The organism is Paraburkholderia mimosarum LMG 23256 = NBRC 106338 (assembly GCF_000739815.1).
Classification (GTDB): domain Bacteria; phylum Pseudomonadota; class Gammaproteobacteria; order Burkholderiales; family Burkholderiaceae; genus Paraburkholderia; species Paraburkholderia mimosarum.
The window spans coordinates 1-17,391 of sequence record NZ_BBJJ01000005.1; the positions used below are offsets into that span (position 1 = coordinate 1).

The 17,391-nt window shown below is 67.3% G+C and carries 16 protein-coding genes; 9 read left to right on the forward strand and 7 right to left on the reverse strand.

What is annotated here, in order from left to right:
- Positions 1-40 precede the first annotated feature (40 nt).
- Complete coding sequence (locus BMI01S_RS05040) at positions 41-997, reverse strand: universal stress protein (protein ID WP_028230306.1); 957 nt, start codon at positions 995-997, stop codon at positions 41-43.
- A 214-nt stretch (positions 998-1,211) separates the two neighbouring features.
- On the opposite strand from BMI01S_RS05040, the gene BMI01S_RS05045 reads away from it, so the two are divergent.
- Positions 1,212-3,500 carry a heavy metal translocating P-type ATPase gene (locus BMI01S_RS05045; RefSeq protein ID WP_028230305.1) on the forward strand — a complete coding sequence of 763 codons (2,289 nt, stop codon included), beginning with the start codon at positions 1,212-1,214 and terminating at the stop codon, positions 3,498-3,500.
- A 143-nt stretch (positions 3,501-3,643) separates the two neighbouring features.
- Entirely contained in the window at positions 3,644-4,900 is a 1,257-nt protein-coding gene (locus BMI01S_RS05050; protein ID WP_036044361.1) for a cation:proton antiporter, read from the forward strand.
- A gap of 49 nt (positions 4,901-4,949) precedes the next feature.
- Here BMI01S_RS05050 and BMI01S_RS05055 read toward each other — a convergent pair whose 3' ends face one another.
- Complete coding sequence (locus tag BMI01S_RS05055; protein ID WP_028230303.1) at positions 4,950-5,405, reverse strand: universal stress protein; 456 nt, start codon at positions 5,403-5,405, stop codon at positions 4,950-4,952.
- Positions 5,406-5,786: 381 nt separating this feature from the next.
- Between BMI01S_RS05055 and BMI01S_RS42555 the strand changes: the two genes are divergently transcribed.
- Complete coding sequence (locus tag BMI01S_RS42555) at positions 5,787-6,917, forward strand: sigma-70 family RNA polymerase sigma factor (protein WP_081723325.1); 1,131 nt, start codon at positions 5,787-5,789, stop codon at positions 6,915-6,917.
- Here BMI01S_RS42555 and ftsH read toward each other — a convergent pair.
- Together ftsH and BMI01S_RS05070 are read right to left on the reverse strand one after the other, a co-directional pair.
- Positions 6,911-8,887 (reverse strand): ATP-dependent zinc metalloprotease FtsH, encoded by a 1,977-nt coding sequence (ftsH, locus tag BMI01S_RS05065; RefSeq protein ID WP_081716091.1) that lies wholly within the window; start codon positions 8,885-8,887, stop codon positions 6,911-6,913. The genes BMI01S_RS42555 and ftsH overlap by 7 nt on opposite strands.
- Positions 8,888-8,923: 36 nt before the next feature.
- A complete protein-coding gene (locus tag BMI01S_RS05070) occupies positions 8,924-9,430 on the reverse strand; it encodes a universal stress protein (RefSeq protein WP_051381329.1) in 507 nt (168 codons plus the stop codon).
- 155 nt (positions 9,431-9,585) lie between these two features.
- Between BMI01S_RS05070 and BMI01S_RS05075 the strand changes: the two genes are divergently transcribed.
- The gene (locus tag BMI01S_RS05075) at positions 9,586-10,428 is read left to right on the forward strand and encodes a universal stress protein (protein ID WP_028230302.1); all 843 of its coding nucleotides are present in this window, start codon (positions 9,586-9,588) and stop codon (positions 10,426-10,428) included.
- A 53-nt stretch (positions 10,429-10,481) separates the two neighbouring features.
- Here BMI01S_RS05075 and BMI01S_RS05080 read toward each other — a convergent pair whose 3' ends face one another.
- Entirely contained in the window at positions 10,482-11,426 is a 945-nt protein-coding gene (locus BMI01S_RS05080; RefSeq protein ID WP_028230301.1) for a 1-phosphofructokinase family hexose kinase, read from the reverse strand.
- Positions 11,427-11,588: 162 nt separating this feature from the next.
- Here BMI01S_RS05080 and BMI01S_RS05085 point away from each other — a divergent pair, with 162 nt between their 5' ends.
- Positions 11,589-11,816 carry a hypothetical protein gene (locus BMI01S_RS05085; protein WP_028230300.1) on the forward strand — a complete coding sequence of 76 codons (228 nt, stop codon included), beginning with the start codon at positions 11,589-11,591 and terminating at the stop codon, positions 11,814-11,816.
- A 50-nt stretch (positions 11,817-11,866) separates the two neighbouring features.
- Here the strand turns inward: BMI01S_RS05085 and BMI01S_RS05090 are convergent, their stop codons facing one another.
- Positions 11,867-12,613, reverse strand: coding sequence for a beta-ketoacyl-ACP reductase (locus BMI01S_RS05090; protein WP_028230299.1), 747 nt, complete (start codon positions 12,611-12,613; stop codon positions 11,867-11,869).
- A gap of 227 nt (positions 12,614-12,840) precedes the next feature.
- On the opposite strand from BMI01S_RS05090, the gene BMI01S_RS05095 reads away from it, so the two are divergent.
- The 4 genes from BMI01S_RS05095 (at position 12,841) to BMI01S_RS05110 (ending at position 16,890) form a co-directional block, all read left to right on the forward strand.
- Positions 12,841-13,659: a universal stress protein gene (locus tag BMI01S_RS05095; RefSeq protein ID WP_028213045.1), complete on the forward strand. Its 819-nt coding sequence runs from the start codon at positions 12,841-12,843 to the stop codon at positions 13,657-13,659.
- 66 nt (positions 13,660-13,725) lie between these two features.
- Positions 13,726-14,532: a universal stress protein gene (locus tag BMI01S_RS05100; RefSeq protein ID WP_028213044.1), complete on the forward strand. Its 807-nt coding sequence runs from the start codon at positions 13,726-13,728 to the stop codon at positions 14,530-14,532.
- 43 nt (positions 14,533-14,575) lie between these two features.
- On the forward strand, positions 14,576-15,601 hold the full coding sequence (locus tag BMI01S_RS05105; RefSeq protein ID WP_028230298.1) for an Acg family FMN-binding oxidoreductase: 1,026 nt from the start codon (positions 14,576-14,578) through the stop codon (positions 15,599-15,601).
- 164 nt (positions 15,602-15,765) lie between these two features.
- On the forward strand, positions 15,766-16,890 hold the full coding sequence (locus BMI01S_RS05110) for a sensor histidine kinase (RefSeq protein ID WP_028213042.1): 1,125 nt from the start codon (positions 15,766-15,768) through the stop codon (positions 16,888-16,890).
- A gap of 18 nt (positions 16,891-16,908) precedes the next feature.
- Here BMI01S_RS05110 and BMI01S_RS05115 read toward each other — a convergent pair whose 3' ends face one another.
- Positions 16,909-17,334: a hypothetical protein gene (locus BMI01S_RS05115; RefSeq protein ID WP_154671155.1), complete on the reverse strand. Its 426-nt coding sequence runs from the start codon at positions 17,332-17,334 to the stop codon at positions 16,909-16,911.
- Positions 17,335-17,391 lie beyond the last annotated feature (57 nt).

Here is a 17,391-nt window from a genome sequence, read left to right on the forward strand (position 1 = left end):
GACAGCGCCGACGTGCGCGCATCGCGACTGGCCGAAGAAACTACCGCTCCACTGGCGGCACGAGCAAGAGCGGAATCGATGTCAATCTCAGCGTCCGTTCCGCGACGCTGCCAAGCAGCCAGCGTGTCAGGCCGCGTCGTCCGTGCGTGCCGAGGACAACGAGCTGCGCCTTCCACTGCCGCGCGTCACGGTCGATCGCATGCGCCACGTCGTCATAGGTGCTCTTCGTCATGATGAGCGCCGTTTCCACTACCTTTTGCGGGTCGCTCGCAGCGAGCTCGCCGCCAGCCGCCTTGAGTGCGACCTGGCCGCTCTCCCTGAGTGTTTCTTCGAGTTGCTGTTCGAGCGGCCCGGTCTCCCGTCCGAGCAGCCGGTCGACAACATAGATGACGCGCCAATCCGAGCGCGCAGACACCAGCCCCATGCCTGCGCGCAACGCGGTCAGCGACGCGTCGCTGCCGTCTGTCGCGAACAGGATCCGTGAAGGTGGGCCTGGCAGTTCGTCTTCGTATTCGACCGGGACAATCAGGGTGGGCGCGCGAAGCAGTTTCGCGAGCGGCGCGGACACCTCGCCTTCCACCCAGCGCAACAGGGCCCGATGATGCCGCGCCCCGAGGACGACAAGATCGGGCGCCCATTGCACTGCGGCCATGGAAAGCGCGTGGACGAGGTCGCCCCCTTCCTTGTAAAGATCGATGACCTCGCCTTCGAGAAGCGCGCCGCAGCCGTCCAGTGCGGATTGCGCGGTCTTGATCGCCGTGTCTGCGTCACGCAGGAGTTCGTCCCGTGCGGCCTGGAGCTGCGACCCGGCCCATACGCCCAGGGGCACGAGCGTGTGAGGATTCTCGGCCACGGATACGACGCGAACCGTCGTGGCGCCCGGATGCACGAGTCTGCGCAAGTACCGTAACGCCGCGGCAGAAGCGGGCGAGGAGTCAACGGCGACCATGATCCTTGCAAAGGACAACGGAGCCTGCGTGGCGGAGTGCTGGGTCATGTCGGGCCTCGCTTCGATGACGGAATATCCTTTTCCATGCTGCCCGCGATCTGTCGCCGACATATGATGCAGATCAAACCGCTTCTCCGTTGCGACTTCAAGGTACGGCGTAGCGGCACGGCGTGGCAGGCCCCGTTTGCGCGGGTCGGTCTGGCGCACCATCGAGCCGCGCGCAGCGGGACTCCCGCTCGACCGAACGAGGCACGCGACAGCCATGCACGACATCTTCCGATCGCCGAACGCGTTCCTGCTTGCCGTTTGCGCGGCCGCACTGGCTGCGGGAACAGGCTGCTGGCTTGCCGGCTCCGTCGATGCGGCACGCCTCATCTGGCTAATGGGTCCGCTGCCCGTGCTCGCCGCGCTCGTGGTCTCGATCGCAGGCGCGCTGCGCCGGCGCGAGGCCGGGGTCGACATTCTTGCCGCGCTGGCCATTGTCTTTGCGCTTGTCCTCGACGAACGGCTGACTGCCGCCGTCATCGCACTGATGCTCGCGAGCGGCCGGGCCCTCGAAGACTACGCACGCGCGCGGGCTCGCTCGGAGATGACGGCCCTGTTGAGCCATGCGCCGCGCGAGGCGATCCGCTCGGACGCCGGAAAGTGGACCCCTGTCGCGCTCGACCACGTCGTGCCGGGCGATCGGCTGCTCGTGCGACATGGCGAAGTCGTCCCTGTCGATGGCACCTTGTCGGGCGCTGCCGAACTCGATGAATCGACACTGACGGGCGAATCGCGCAGCCGCCCCTGCGTATCCGGAGAAGCGGTCCGAAGCGGCGCCGTCAACGCGGGCTCCCCCTTCGAGATGATCGCGTCCGCGACTGCCGCCGACAGTACGTTTTCGGCAATCGTGCGGATGGTCGAATCCGCGCAGCGGGCGCGCAGCCCCGCGGCGCGGCTCGCCGATCGCTACGCGCTCGGCTTTCTCGCCTGCACGCTGCTCGTGGCCGGGGCAGCCTGGATTGCGAGCGGCGAGGCCGTGCGGGCGCTCGCGGTACTGGTCGTCGCGACGCCCTGCCCACTGATTCTCGCCGTGCCGGTCGCCATCGTATCGGGCATGTCGCGTTGTGCGCGCCGTGGCGTCCTCATCAAGGATGGAGGCGCGCTCGAACAGCTCGCGGTTGCGCGCACGCTGTTTTTCGACAAAACCGGAACCTTGACCGCCGGACACGCGCGGCTCGTGGCGATCGAGACCGGCCCGGCAGACACGCCCGAGCGCGTCTTGAGAGTCGCGGCTTCCCTCGCGCAGGCCTCGGGCCACGTGATTTCCGACGCGCTCACGTGCGAGGCGCGCGCGCGCGAGCTGGCCTTGTCCGCTCCGCAGGACGTGCGCGAAACCGCGGGCGCGGGCGTCATGGGAACCGTCGACGGACGCAAGGTGGTCATCGGGTCGTTTGCGTTCGTGTGCGCAACGGCACCCGCGGCGGCCTGGAGCGAACGGCTGCTGCGTCGCGTCGCCTACGAAGGCGCATCCGCGGTGTTCGTCGGCGAGGACGGCGTCATGACAGGCGCCATCCAGATGGCCGACCGGATCCGCACCGATACGCCCCGCGCGCTCCGGCTGCTGCGACGGGAAGGCGTCACGCGCATCGAGATGCTGACGGGGGACCGTGCCGACGTTGCGGAAACCGTCGGCGCGATACTTCAGGTCGATGCCGTCCACGCCGGCCAGACGCCCGCCGACAAACTGCGCGCAATCGAGCAAGCCAGGCGGACCGGACCCGTCATGATGGTCGGCGACGGCGTCAATGATGCGCCGGCACTCGCCACCGCCGATGTCGGCATTGCGATGGGCGCACAGGGGGCCGCAGCCTCGTCGGAGGCCGCGGATGTGGTTCTGCTGGTCGACCGTCTCGACAGACTGGCCGAAGCTCGACGCGTGGCGCAACGCACCCGCCGCATTGCGATCGAGAGTGTGTACGTCGGCATGGGACTCTCGCTTGCCGCGATGGGTTTCGCAGCCGCCGGCATGCTGCCTCCGCTTGCCGGTGCGGTGCTTCAGGAATTCATCGATGTCGCCGCCATCGCGAACGCCCTGCGTGCATTGCGGGTTCCCCGTGCGGGAAGCGGGTCGCTGGCGCCCGCCGCCGCCGCGCAGCTCCGGCGCGAGCATGCCCGGCTCGAGCCGGTGATCGAACAGATCCGCCAGCTTGCCGACGACATGCCGGGACTGCCCGCCACTGCGGTCAAAGCGAGGCTTGGCGATCTCGGCGATCTGCTCACACAGCAGCTCATCCCGCACGAGCGCCACGACGATGCGCAGGTGTACCCGCAACTCGCACCGCTGCTGGGCGGCGATGATCCGCTCGCCTCGATGAGCACCATGCATCGCGAAATCATCCGCGTCACCCGGACGCTGAGCCACATGGCCGCCGACCTGCCCGCCGGCGATCCCGACACCGAGTGGCTACAGGAGATCCAGCGTCTGCTCTACGGTCTTCACGCGATCGTTCGCCTGCACTGCGAGCAGGAAGACGAGCTTTTCCATGCACTCGCCGACAGCGCATAGCCGATAGCCGATCGCCCGGCTATCGCGTGACGGCTTGCATTGACCTCCATCAACTGACCGCGCGCGGGTTGGCGTCTCATATCCGCCAGGGCGACGCTCCGTCAGCGCCAAACCCTCCCGCCTTCACCATGGGAGTCGCACAAATGATGCTCATCGCCGCATTCGTCGCGCTCGTCTTCGTCTACAGCCTCGTGTCCCGGCGTCTCGAGCGGACCGTCATCACGGCGCCTATCCTGTTCACGGCGCTTGGCGCGCTCATGTCGTTTTCGCAGGAGGCGCTAAGCGAGCTTGCACTGGACCGCAAGGGTCTGCTTCTGATTGCGGAACTGGGCCTCGTGATGACGCTGTTCACGGACGCATCGCGCGTGCGGCCGCAGATGCTCAAGGGCGAAGCGAATCTGCCCGTTCGCCTGCTGAGCGGCGGCATGCTCTTCACCATTGCGCTTGGCATCCTCGCTGCGATGGTCGTCTTGCGCTCACTGACCTGGTGGGAAGCGGGCATTCTCGCCGCGATTCTGGCGCCGACCGACGCCGGGCTCGGTCAGGTCATCGTCAGCAGCCCGCGCGTGCCGCGGCGGATTCGTCAGGCGCTGAACGTGGAGGCAGGTCTGAACGACGGGCTCTCGGTTCCTTTTCTGATGTTCTTCATCGCGCTGGCGCAAGCGCGCGAGACAGGCGGGGGAGGGTCGATCCTGACCCGCTTCCTGGTCGAGCAGCTCGGCTACGGCGCGCTGGTGGGACTGGGCATCGGTCTGATCGGCGGCTGGCTGCTGGGCCTCGCGCGGCGCAAGGAATGGATGGCGGTGCCGCTCACGCAGCTCGGGGTCGTCGCCCTTCCCTTTGGCTGCGTGCTGCTTTCGGAGGCCACCGGCGCGAGCATGTTCATCGCGGCTTTCGTCGCCGGCCTGGCGACCCAGGCAGGCTTCGGCGAGGTCGGCAAGCACAGCGTCGAGTTCACCGAGGATTGGGGGCAGCTGTTCAACTACTTTGTTTTCTTCCTGTTCGGGCTGCTCGTTACGCGTGTCTGGAGGGAGTTCGATTTCGCCATCGTGGCGTACGGCGTGCTCAGTCTCACGCTGATCCGCATGATTCCCGTGGCGCTTGCGTTGAAGGGTACGCATCTCAGCTCATCAACGGTGCTGTTCATGGGCTGGTTCGGCCCGAGGGGGCTCGCGTCCATCGTCCTCGGCCTCGTGTACCTCGAGGGCGAAGCGGACCTGCCCGGCGAGCCGACCATCAAGCTGGCCGTCATGGCGACGGTCTTGCTGAGCATCTTCGCCCATGGGCTCACCGCACTGCCCGCGATCGGCCGCTATACGCGGGCGATCGCCACCCTGGGGGACGATGCCCCCGAGCACGAAATTGTCGGCGCCGATCGTGCGAGCGCCGGGGACGGCTGATACGCGACGGCTTCGCTTGTCGCAGAGGTCGCAGAGGCAAGCGCCTGTGCTAGCCACGCACGACCAGCACCGGACAGGACGATATTCGAAGCAGCCCCTCGGCAACGCTGCCCAGCACCGCCCTGCTCACGCCATGCCTGCCGTGGGTGCCCATCACGACGAGATCCGCTTCCTGCGTTTTGGCGCAGCGCTGCAGGCATTGCGCGATCGAGTCGGATTTCCCGAGCGTCTCGCAGATCTCGACCGATCCGGAAACCTTCTGATCGGCCATCGCCCGCCGCACCGCTTCGAGCGCGAGGCGACCGTCCTCGTTGAGCACCCTGCCCAGCGCATCGGGATCGAAGTAGCCGGAGTACGGCGCGATGCCCCACTTGTGCACGACGTACACGGCATGCACGTAAGCGTGCGCAAGCGCCGCGAGCGCCACGGCTTCCTGCGTGGCGCGCTGTGCGCAGGCACCACCGTCCACTGCCAGCAAAATCTTTCGAAAATCGGGCTTTGTCATTTGACGGTCTCCGCGCGCGTCGTCTCATGACGACGCATCCAACCTACGCAACCGGCCTGGTTTTGGACTGATCTCAGTCAATTGAATACGGATCGAAGGCGCGATTGGCGCAGCTTCGCGCGCCCCGAATTCCGGTTGATCTGAGTCAATCGCGTTCGCGAGCGGACGCGAGCCGGCGAAGGCAACGATGTTCACCCGCGTCGATCTGAGCGCCGTGCTCCCATAAAAAAACGGCCGGCGTTTGTTGAATCGCAGGCATTCGCCCCAAGATCGTTGTCGTCAGGCGGTCCTGGGGCGAATGGGAATTCGTGTAGTGAAGTCCGCCGTAATGCGCGGGCGCCCAGCGCCCGCGATCAGCCACGCGGAAGGACCGCCAGCGCCATGAAGACCAAACCCCGTCAGCCACGATCACACAACCGCATGGAGCGCGACGAGCCCATGCGCGAATTCGACGCGGGCCCGCACGATATTCGCGTATCGGGCGACACGCTCGATCTTTATCGCGCGCGAATGCTGGCGGTGCCGCTGTTGTCGCGCGAGCAGGAAACCGAGTTGGCGCGCGAGATCGAGGCAAGCCGTCAAGACCTCCTGTGCTGCATCGAGGCCTGTCCTCCGGCGCTCGAAGTTCTCGCGCGCCGCGCGCGAGGCGATGTCGAGCAGTACGAAGCTCATGACTGGCCGGGCGGCGACATCGAGGCCGCCTGCGACGCGTTGGCCGCGACTCGCAACGAGGCGCAAGCGGGCGAGCGCCGTGCCGCAATGACAGCGGCACGGCGCCGGCTGCGCGCGGCGACGCGCCGGATGTTCGAGGCCAATATGCGGCTCGTCTATTCCGTCGCGCGGCGCTATGAGAATCGCGGCATCGACCTCGCCGATCTCGTTCAGGAGGGCAGCCTCGGCTTGATGCGCGCAATCGAGAAGTTCGAATATCGGCGCGGTTTCAAGTTTTCCACCTATGCGACGTGGTGGATCCGCCAGGCCGTTGCGCGCGCCGTGGCCGAGCGCTCGCGCACGATCCGGCTACCCGTGCACGTGAGCGACCAGTTCTCGCGCGTCTGGCGCGCACGCGAGCGTATCCGCCAGCGCACGGGTCGCGATGCCGGCCCCGGGGAACTGGCAACGGCCAGCGGCATGGCCGAGGACAAGGTGCGCAGCCTGCTGGCGTTGCCCGTCGAGCCCGCTTCGCTCGACATCGTGCTGCCCGATGGGGAAACGGAACTGATCGCACTGATTCCGGACGAGGCCCCTGCGCCGGTGGAAACCCTGGCTCGCGTGCGCATGTGCGAGTTCGTGAAGGGCCTGGTCGACGCAATGTCTCCCCTGGAGGCGAACATCGTGCGTCGCCGCTTCGGCATCGGCGATGGCGAACCGCAAACGTACGAGGAAATCTCGAAGCACATGGGCGTCTCCCGCGAGCAGGTGCGCCGCATCGAAAAGCGCGCGCTCGAAGCATTGCGCGCCTCGGAGCGCGTGCGTACCGCCGCGCACGACTATCTGGAGAGCAATCACTGAGGCGGCCCCGGCCGCTGGGAGACGTGCGCCGCGAAAGCCGTCACCGTCGATGCGCCGCCGGCCGCGAGCGGCGCTTGCGGTGCCGCCGCGGGCTGCGCCGCATCGGGCTGAGCCGCCGCGCCCACGGCGGCAGGCTCAGCACCTGCAATCAGCGTGAGCAGTTCATCGTGCTCGATGACTTCGCGCTCCAGCAGGCGCTTCGCGATCCGGTCGAGCGCGTCGCGCTGGTCGGCGAGCGTGCGCATCACGCGTTCATGGGCGTCGCTGAGCAGCCGGCGCACTTCGTCGTCGATGAGCTGCGCCGTGCGCGCAGCCGGACGCGCGCCATCGACTCCCGTTAGCGCTTTCGGCATGGCGCCATCGTCGGCGCAGTTCGCAAGGCCGAGGCGCTCGCTCATGCCGTAGCGGGCCACCATATGCCATGCCATCGTGGTGGCCCTTTCGAGGTCGTTTTCCGCGCCGGTGGAGACGTCGCCGAACACCAGTTCCTCCGAAGCCCTGCCGCCGATCAGCACATCGAGCCGGTCGAGCAGCTCGCTGCGCCGGAGCACGTAACGGTCCTCGGTGGGCACCTGCTGCGTGTAGCCCAGCGCCGCCACGCCGCGCGGAATCATCGAGACTTTTTTCACGGGGTCACAGTGAGCGCGGCTCTGGGCAACGAGCGCATGGCCCGCCTCGTGGTATGCAATCGTCACCTTCTCCTGCGCATTCATGACGCGGCTCTTGCGCTCCGAGCCCGCCAGCGCGCGGTCGATCGCTTCGTCGAAGTCGGCCATGCTCACGTTCGCGTGGTCGGCTTCGGCGGCATGAAGCGCCGCTTCGTTCACGATGTTCGCGAGATCGGCGCCCACGCAGCCGGGCGTGCGCGCGGCCAGCTCTTCGAGGTCGACGTCGGGCGCGAGCGGTACCCCGCGCGCGTGCACCGCAAGGATCTGCCGGCGCCCGTTCAGGTCGGGGCGATCGATCGCGATATGGCGGTCGAAGCGACCCGGGCGCAGCAACGCAGGATCGAGCGTCTCGGGCCGGTTGGTCGCGGCGAGCAGGATCACACCGGCGTTCGGCTGGAAGCCGTCCATCTCGACGAGCAGCTGATTGAGCGTCTGCTCGCGCTCGTCGTTGCCCGAGACCGGATTCGCGCCGCGCACCTTGCCGAGCGCGTCGAGCTCGTCGATGAACACGATGCACGGCGCCTGCTTTTGCGCCTGCTCGAACAGGTCGCGCACGCGCGCCGCGCCCACGCCCACGAACATTTCGACAAAAGACGAGCCGCTGATCGAAAAGAACGGCACGGCGGCCTCGCCCGCGAGGGCCTTCGCGAGCAAGGTCTTGCCCGTTCCCGGCGCGCCGACGATAAGGATGCCTTTGGGGATCTTCCCCCCGAGCCGCCGGTATCGCTCAGGATGACAAAGGAACGAGACGATTTGCTGAAGTTCCTTCTTGGCTTCGTCGATACCCGCGATGTCGCTGAACGTCGTGCCTGTCGCCTGCTGAAGGTAGACCTGCGCGCGGCTTCTGCCGACGCTCATGAAGTCGCGCATGCCGCCGCCGCGCCGCATCAGGAATTGCCACACGATGACGAAGAACACGAGCGGTACGATCCAGGCGAGCAGCAGGCTATCCCAGCTGCTGTCGAGCGCCCCGCGGTAGCGTACGCCGGCGGCGGCGAGCCGCGCCGGCAGCGACTCGTCGGCGACGCGGATCGTCGTGAACGCATAAGGCGGCTTGCCGGCGGTGAAGGTTGCGGCGTCCGAGGCCGGAAGCGACGCCTTCGCTTGCTCCGAGCGCAGCTCGCCGCTGATGCGCGTGGGCGTGATCACGAGGCTGTCGACCTCGTGCGCGGCGAGCAGGCGCTGAAAGTCGCTATAGGCGATCGCCGGCGGCGCAGGCGCGAGCCAAAGCACCTGGGCCGCGAGCAGGACCAGGACGCCGATGAACAACACGATGCTGCCGGAATCGAACTTCTTCTCCATGCGCAATTCGCTCCACGATGGGTGTATCGCCCGCACTCATTCGTTGGCACCGCGAACGAGCAGGACGGGGCATGGCGCCGAGCGCACGAACCGCTCCGCAACGCTGCCGATCAGCGCGCGTTTTACGCCGCGTCTGCCATGCGTGCCGAGCACGGCCAGTTGCGCGCCGTTGAACGACGCACACCGCTGCAGGCAATCCGCCACGCTGTCTTCGATGCCCAGCACATCGATCAGCTCCGTCTCGCAGCGCACGCCAGCCGCCTGAGCTTGCGCACGGGCATCGTCGAGCCGCTTCATGGCGTCCTCCCGGTACGATTCGACGAGATCGGCCGGAACGTAGGTCATCCCCATGCCCATGGGCGCCACGATGTCGAGCGCGTGCACGATGCGCAGCTGCGCGCCAGTCAGGGCCGCGAACTTCAACGCTTCGGCGAGCGCCCGTTTCGCGGTTTCGCTGCCGTCGTACGCCACCAGGATCTTCTCGTACATGTCGATTGCTCCTGCCGGGCCTTTGCCCAGCGGATCGGGGTCGTGGGTTTCCATCTTCGAATCGGCCGGCTGGCATCGTGGCCATGGGCCGATTTTCGGGCCGGCGGGTCGCATCCCTTTGATATGTATCAAACGAATGAAGCCTGCCGGGAGGGACTAATAGAACGAGAACGACTCGATGGTCCGGAGCCCTCGGAGGAGACGCTGCCATGCCCTACAAGACCTTGCTTGCCTACCTCGACCCGAGCGACCGCGCCCAGGCCCGGCTAGGCTTTTCGCTGGACCTCGCAAGGGAATTCGACGCGCATCTCGCTGGGCTCTACACGACATTCATGCCCGAGGTGCACGAATACTTTTCGATTGCGGGCTGCGCGCACTACTACGACGACTGGAGCGATGCGCGGCGCGGTCAGCGCGACTCGGCCGAAGAGGCTTTCCGCCATGCCCTGCGTGGCGCGGGCCTCGGCGGCGAGTGGATCGCATTCGACGACTATGCCGAGCAGCCGATGATCCGGCGCAGCCGTCACGCCGATCTGCTGATCGCCGGTCAGCCCGGCCCCGACGACGATTCGCGCGCGCTGCGCAAGCGCTTCCTGGAGGGCGTCGTCCTGACGTCGGGCAGGCCGGTGCTGGTGCTGCCGTACGCCGGCGCGTTGCGCCCGCCAGGCGAATCGGTTGCGATCGCGTGGGACGGCAGCCGTGAAGCGGCCCGCGCCGTGCACGACGCGATGCCGTTTCTGGAGCGTGCCGGGCGTGTCACGGTGTTGCGCGTTCGCGGCTCCGGCGCGCTGCCGCCTGACGTGCCTGGTGCACGAGGCAGTGGAATCGAGCTGATGCTGGCGAGGCACGCGGTGAACGTCGATTTCGCGCAAGCCATGAGCGATACGGACGAAACCGCCGGCGACGCCTTGCTTTCCTGGATCGCCACGAGCGGCTGCGACTTCGTCGTGGCAGGGGCCTACGGTCATTCGCAATGGAAGGAGCAGTGGCTCGGCGGCGTGACGCGCGACCTGCTCGAATCGGCGACCGTTCCGGTGCTGTTGTCTCACTGAAGCGCAGTCGAGACTTCGCAGGCGAGTCGCACAGGCTGCGCGCCGCGGCGGCGTTACACCACTTCCTGCGTCCCGGCGTAGAGCCGCTTCACCTCTTGCGCGTCGCACAGCGCCGTGCCGCTCGACAGCAAGGTCGCGGAAGCGGCCGCCTGGGCGAGACGGGCGGCGTCCCGCAGCGTCTGGCCGCGGCGCAGGGCGACGAGCAGTCCCGCCAGGAAGCTGTCTCCGGCGCCGGTTGCGCTCGAGATGGGCACCTCCAGCGCCGGCACGCGCAGGGTTTCCTCCGCCGTGACGACCAGCGCGCCGCGTTCGCCCAGCGTCAGTGCGACGATCTGCGCGCGACGGTCATCGACGAGCGACCGGGCCGCCGCGAGCCACGCCGCTTCATCGGCGAGCGGTTTTTCCGCCATGGCCGCCAGTTCGCCGAGACTGGGCTTCACCAGGAAGACGCCCGCATCGAGTGCGAGCGCGAGCGGCGGACCCGAGGTATCGAGCACCACGCGGGTGCCGCGCAGATTCGCCCAGCGGGTCAGGTCCGCGTAGGCCTTCGCGGGCAAGCCGGGCGGCAGGCTGCCGCTCAGCACGAGATAGCGCGGCGCGGGCATGAGCACGTCGAGTATGGCCAGCGTAGCCGACCACTCATCGGCGCTGATCTGCGGGCCCGGCAGGACGAAGCGGAACTCGCGGCCGGTCGCGCGTTCCGTGACCGAGAAGTTTTCGCGCGTCTCGCCCGCGATGCGCAGCCGCCGGCCGGGCACGCGCTCGGCGGTGAGCATCTGTTCGAGCAGATTCCCCGACGCGCCGCCCGCGAGATAGAGCGCGAGGCAGTTCGCCTCGCGGCCGGCGAGCCGCTGGATCACGCGAGCCACGTTGAGCCCGCCTCCGCCTGGATAGCGGCGCGCGGCTTCGCAACGCAGCTTGTGCGTATCGACAACGCGCTCCACCGCCGTCGAGACATCGACGGCAGGGTTCAGCGTGAGTGTCACGATCTCGACCACCTTCGCCCTCCTTCTCGTCCTTCGTAGGGATTTGCCTACATTCCAAGAAAAAGTCTTACGCCAGTTTCAGCGCCCGCTCATTGGAACGCCGCAGCCGGCGTTGGATACTGAAGACGTACTCACCGCAGCCGCTTTGTCCCATCCGATGCAAGGAGCGCCGAAATGTCCACCGTCGAAATCCGCTCGCTGACCGACGCGGCGCTCCCGAACGCGAGCGCCGCCGACGACCCTGAAACCCTGCTCGCGCTTGCCCGTACCGCCGGCTTGCTCGTCACCCTCGACGGTCAGATCGGCCGGGAAAAATATCAGAGCGTGGCGGGCTCGTTGCCTGCGTTCCAGCGCTTCGCCGCCGCACTGCGCGACACGCTCGTCGCCGACGGCGCGCCCTGAGCGAGGCGCGCCCCAAAGCGGGCCTTCCGGCGGCTCAAACCGCGCGCGTCCTACTCCATGTGCATGCCGCCGTTGACGGCAAAATTGGCGCCTGTCGCGAACGCGCCGTCGTCCGAGCAAAGATACGCAACCAGCGACGCCACCTCCTCCGGACGGCCAAGACGGCCGATGGGAATCTGCGGCAGGATGCGCGTCTCCATGATCTCCTGCGGCACGGCTTCCACCATGGCGGTGGCGAGGTAGCCGGGCGACACCGTGTTCACGGTCACGCCGTGTTTCGCGACTTCGAGCGCGAGCGACATCGTGAATCCATGAATGCCGGCCTTCGCCGCCGCGTAGTTCGTCTGCCCGAACGCCCCACGCGAACCATTCACGGAGCCGATGTTCACGATGCGCCCGAAGCGCCGCTCGAACATGCCGGGCAGGAACGGCTTCGTGAGATTGAACATGCTGTCGAGATCCGTGTGCATCACCGCATCCCACTCGGGCTTGGAGAGCTTCATGAAGCTCGCGTCGCGCGTGATGCCGGCGTTGTTGACGAGAACATCCACGCCGCCGAACTCCGCGATGACCTTTCGTGCGCACTCCTCGCATGAGTCGTAGCTGGCCACGTCCAGCCCGAACGCGTGAAACATGCGGCCCGCTTCGCGTTCGCCGTGCAGCCATGTCGCGACATGATCGTTCTGCTCCGAGTGCGACACGACCACGGTCATGCCAGCGTCGTACAGTCGCCGGCTGATGGCGGCGCCAAGTCCTCCCATTCCACCGCTCACAAACGCAATCCGGTCCTTGCGCATCATGTTTCTCCTCGCAGATCGGTGATCGGCCGCGGATCGGCACGATCGAAAGGTCGCTCCACTATAAAAACCCGCTCTCGCCAGCGATTGACATGCGTCAAATGGAGGCCGGCTCGACCGAAACCGCCGGCTTCAGCCTGGCATTGATTCAAATCAATGGCGACCGCGCGCCCGAATCTAGACTGATCGCACGCCACCGTTATTCGCGCAATTGTGGAGCGCCGATCATGGAGTACCGCAGCATCCTCGTTCATCTGGACGGCAGCGAGCGCGCCAGCGCCTGTCTCGATCTTGCGTTGCTTGTCGCCCAGCGGCACGGCGCCCACGTCAAGGCGCTGTTCGCGCCGGTCACGGCCGATCACGACAGCGCCTGGCCCCTGGCGTTCGATGCGGGCTATCGCGTGCGCTCACGCGAAGACAAGCGCCGGGCGCTCGAGCATCAGTTCTTCAACGGGCTGTCGCAGGCGAATCTCAAAGGCAGCTGGCGTACCGCAACGGAGCACGCCCGGCCGGAACTGCTCGCGCTCTCGCCGTATTCGGACCTCATCGTCGTGGGTCAAAGCGATCCGCACGATCCGGACGCTTCGCTCAGCAGCCGCCTGCAAGCCCAGGTGACGCTGGCGGCGGGCAGGCCGGTCCTGTGGGCGCCCTATGTCGGGACGTTTCCCACCGCGGGCGAACGGATCGTCGTCGCGTGGGACGCGGGTCGGTCCGCCACGCGTGCACTGTACGACGCCCTGCCCTTCATGCGGCTCGCCACGCATACGACCATCGTCACGCTCAACGCCGAACGGGAGGGCCGCATACCGGGAGCCGACATCGCGCTCGTCCTCGCGCGCCACGGCATCGAGGTGGAACTCACCCAGTTACACACGCCCCCCACGGTGTCGATTGCCGATGCCCTGCTGTCACGCGTGGACAAACTGGGTGGCGACCTGCTCGTGATGGGGGCATACGGGCACGCGCGCTGGAAGGAACTCATGCTCGGCGGCGTCACGCAAACCGTTCTCGGCTCGATGCCGGTCCCGGTTTTGATGTCCCATTGAGCGTGCATTTGACTGTTGGCGCGCCAGGGTGGCCGGCGCGCTAGCTCGGGTTCAAGGAAAATCGCCATGTGCTACAAGAGCCTGCTCGTCCACCTCGACGACTCGGAACGATGCGCGGCGCGCCTTGCGCTCTCGCTCGACCTGGCTGAACGCTTCGACGCGCATCTGACCGGACTGTATGTGCCGCGAGGGCAGCGGGAAGCGTCCGAGGGCATGCAGACGCCCGCGGCGCGCCTCGCGCGCATGCACGAGCAATTTCTCCTCGAAGCCGAGCGTGCGGGCCGCATCGTCGAATGGCGCGCGCCTCAGCCTTGCGACGCCGCGATCGCGGCCGTGCACGCGCGCCATGCCGACCTGCTCGTGCTCGGGCAGCCCGAAGCCGCGGATTGGGTCGCCCAGAGCGCCGGCGGCTTCGTGGCCGATGTGCTGATGACAGCCGGACGGCCCGCCGTCGTGGTCCCGCATTCCGGCGACTTCGCCCGGTTCGCGCAGAACATCCTCGTCACGTGGGACGGCAGCCGCGAAGCCGCGCGGGCCGTCTCCGACGCGCTCGGGTTGCTGCAGCGCGCCGAGTGCGTGTCGATCGAGGTGATCGCGTCGCACGGCGGCGCGCAGCGCGCGCACGCGCAAAACGCGGCCATCGATGCCGCCGCGTGGCTCGATCTGCACGGCGTGCAGGCATCCTTTCACGAAACCCCGCGCGACCCGGCGGTTCAGACCGGCGCGGCGCTGCTGGGCCGGGCCAGCGACCTGCATGCCGACCTGATCGTGGCGGGGGCTTACGCGCATTCGCGCGTCCACGAATGCGTCCTGGGCGGCGTGACGCGCACGTTGCTGGAAGCGATGACGGTTCCGGTCTTCATGTCGCACTGATTTCACCGGGCGCAGCGCGCCTTCGAAGAGGCAGGAGTACGTCATGCTCGACAAGCCCCACGACCCGGCAGCCGACACCAGCCCGGTCGACAAGCTCGACGACTACGCGTTGCGCTACGCCGTGCGCCACGCCACGCTAGCGCCGTCGAGCCACAACAGCCAGCCGTGGCGTTTCGTGCCCGGCCAGGACAGGATCCTGCTGTGCGCCGACCGCCTGCGCGCGCTGCCCGTCGTCGATCCGTTCGATCGGGAACTGATCATCAGTTGCGGCGCCGCGCTCTTCAATCTGCGCGTCGCGCTTGCGAGCCTCGACATAGGCTATGCGATCACGCTCTTTCCGACGAGCCTCGATCCGGACCTGCTCGCCGATGTGCGCCTGCTGCGCGGGCAGCCCGTTGGCGCGGAGCTGGCGCCGCTTCTCAATGCGATTTCCCGGCGGGTCACGACACGTCGGCCGTTTTCTCCTGCGCCTGTCGCCGCTGCCATCGAACACGCACTGCTCGAGGCGGCGCGCGCCGAGGGCGTGGAAGTTGCGTGCGCAACCGAAACCGCAACGCGAGAGGCGATCGCCGACCTCGTTGCCGCTGCCGACCAGCGACAGTTCGCCGATCCACGCTTTCGCCGCGAACTCGCGAAATGGATCCATCCGCGCCATACCGGCGACGGCATGCCGGCCTACTCGGCCGGAATCGGATCCCTGCTCGACTTCGCGACGCCGCTCGTCGCCTCCGCGATCCGCACGTTCGATGTCGGCGGCGGCGTGGCGGCCACGCATCGCGCGCTTGCAGCGGGGTCGCCGCTGCTGCTGTGCATCGCGACGAGCGTCGACGACGCACAGGCCTGGCTCGCCGCGGGCGAGGCGCTGGAGCGCGTGCTGCTCGTCCTCACATCGCACGGGCTCTGCGCCTCGTATCTGAACCAGCCCATCGAGGTGGGAGAGTTGCGCGCGCAACTTGGGGCAGTGCTCGGCATGCCGGCATCGGCGTGCCCGCAGCTTCTGCTGCGCATCGGCCACGGCACGCCCGACGCGCCGTCGCCGCGCCGTCCGCTGAGCGAAGTCGTGGCGTAGGCTTCGTCGTTAGGCCGTCGTCTGGAAGTCCGGCGCTTGTCACCCTTCTCAACGCGACAAGCAATTTGCCCTACCATGCGGTTTATCGGCTATCGGCGCAAAGCGCCTCGTGCATCGGCACGCGTCCGATACCTGCTGACACGGCAAATCATCCGGAGCGCTTCATGCAAACGGCGGGGCCCACATCCTGGACTGGAAGCAACGGCAGCGACATCACGATTGCGGACCGGTATCGCCTTTTGATCGACGCCGTCGCCGACTACGCCATTTTCATGATCGAGCCCGGCGGCCGCGTCGCGAGCTGGAACGCCGGCGCGCAGCGCATCAAGGGCTATTCTCCAGATGAAATCGTCGGCCAGCACTTTCGCGTGTTCTATACGCACGACGATATCGCCGCCGGCAAGCCCGAGCGTCTGCTCGAAGCGGCCGCGCTGCACGGGCGCGTCGCCGACGAAGGCTGGCGGCTGCGCAAGGACGGCACCCGCTTCTGGGCGAGCGTCGTCATCACCGCCGTGCGCGACGACGACGACGTGCTCGTCGGCTTCGCCAAGATCACCCGGGACATGACCGAGCGGCGCAGACTCGAAGAACTCGAGCGCGCTCATGCTGCATCCGCCTTGGTCCAGCAGGCGCGCGAGAACGAGCAGCGGCGCATTGCCCGCGAATTGCACGACGATCTCGGGCAACGGATCGCCGCGCTGAAAATGGCGCTCGGCATGCACGGAAAAGAACTCGCCAACGTGTTGCCGACACGGATGCATGCCGAACTCGAGGCCGTCGCGCAAATCGGCGCGGATATCGATTCGCTAGCTGCCGCGGTGCGGCGCATCGCCGCCGATCTGCGGCCCGCCATACTCGACGATCTCGGACTGAGCGCCGCCCTCGAATGGCTCGCGGAGGACTTCCAGAGCCGCTATGGCGTGACGGTCCAGTGCGTGCTGGATATTTCGGAGCCCGACCTGGGCGAATTCGCCACGACCGCCCTCTTTCGCGTCGTTCAGGAAGCGCTCACCAATGTGGCGCGCCATGCTCACGCACGACGGGTGTCGATCGAGCTTCGGAACGACGCGAACCATTGCCGGCTGCGCATCAGCGACGACGGGATCGGCTTCGACCCGAAAGCCCCCTCGCGTCCCGATGCATTCGGGCTCATCGGCATGTGCGAACGCATTCTGCAGGTCGGCGGCTCGCTGACGGTCGATGGACGTCCAGCTGGGGGGGTCACGATTTCGGCGGAGTTTCGCCTGCCGGTGAAAATTCATTCGGCGCTCGCTCGCGCCAACCGGTAGCGAACATCCGCGCCCGCTTCATCTCACGCCCCCCACTTCCCGCACGAATTCGAGCTGACCTTGCAGGAGCTGCTCGGCGCAGCGCGCGTAGAGCCAGCCGGGGCCGTTGTCGGTGCTGTACATGCCGCGGCACAGGCCCTTGAGCCGTATCGTCGTCGTTCCGTCCGCCGCCATCTGCCGCACCGCCCAGAAGTACGCGAGACCGAACTCATGCGGCATGCGTGTCTCGATCGTCTCGTCGGTCGCACGATCGATGGGCGTGGGCGAGTGCCGCTGCACGAAGATCCGCGCGCGGGCCCAGACCTGCGCGCAGTCGTCGGATGTCGCGCACTTGATCGCGCTCTGCTCTCGCCGCGCCGCCAGTTCGGTCTCCGACTGGCGGAAGGCGGCGTTTTCCTCGCGGTGCGAGCCGACGTCCGTCACGCAAGCCGAAAGCGATGCCATCGACAGCATCCAACCCAGCGCCCAGCCGAAGGACAACCTGCTCGCCATTTTTTCGCC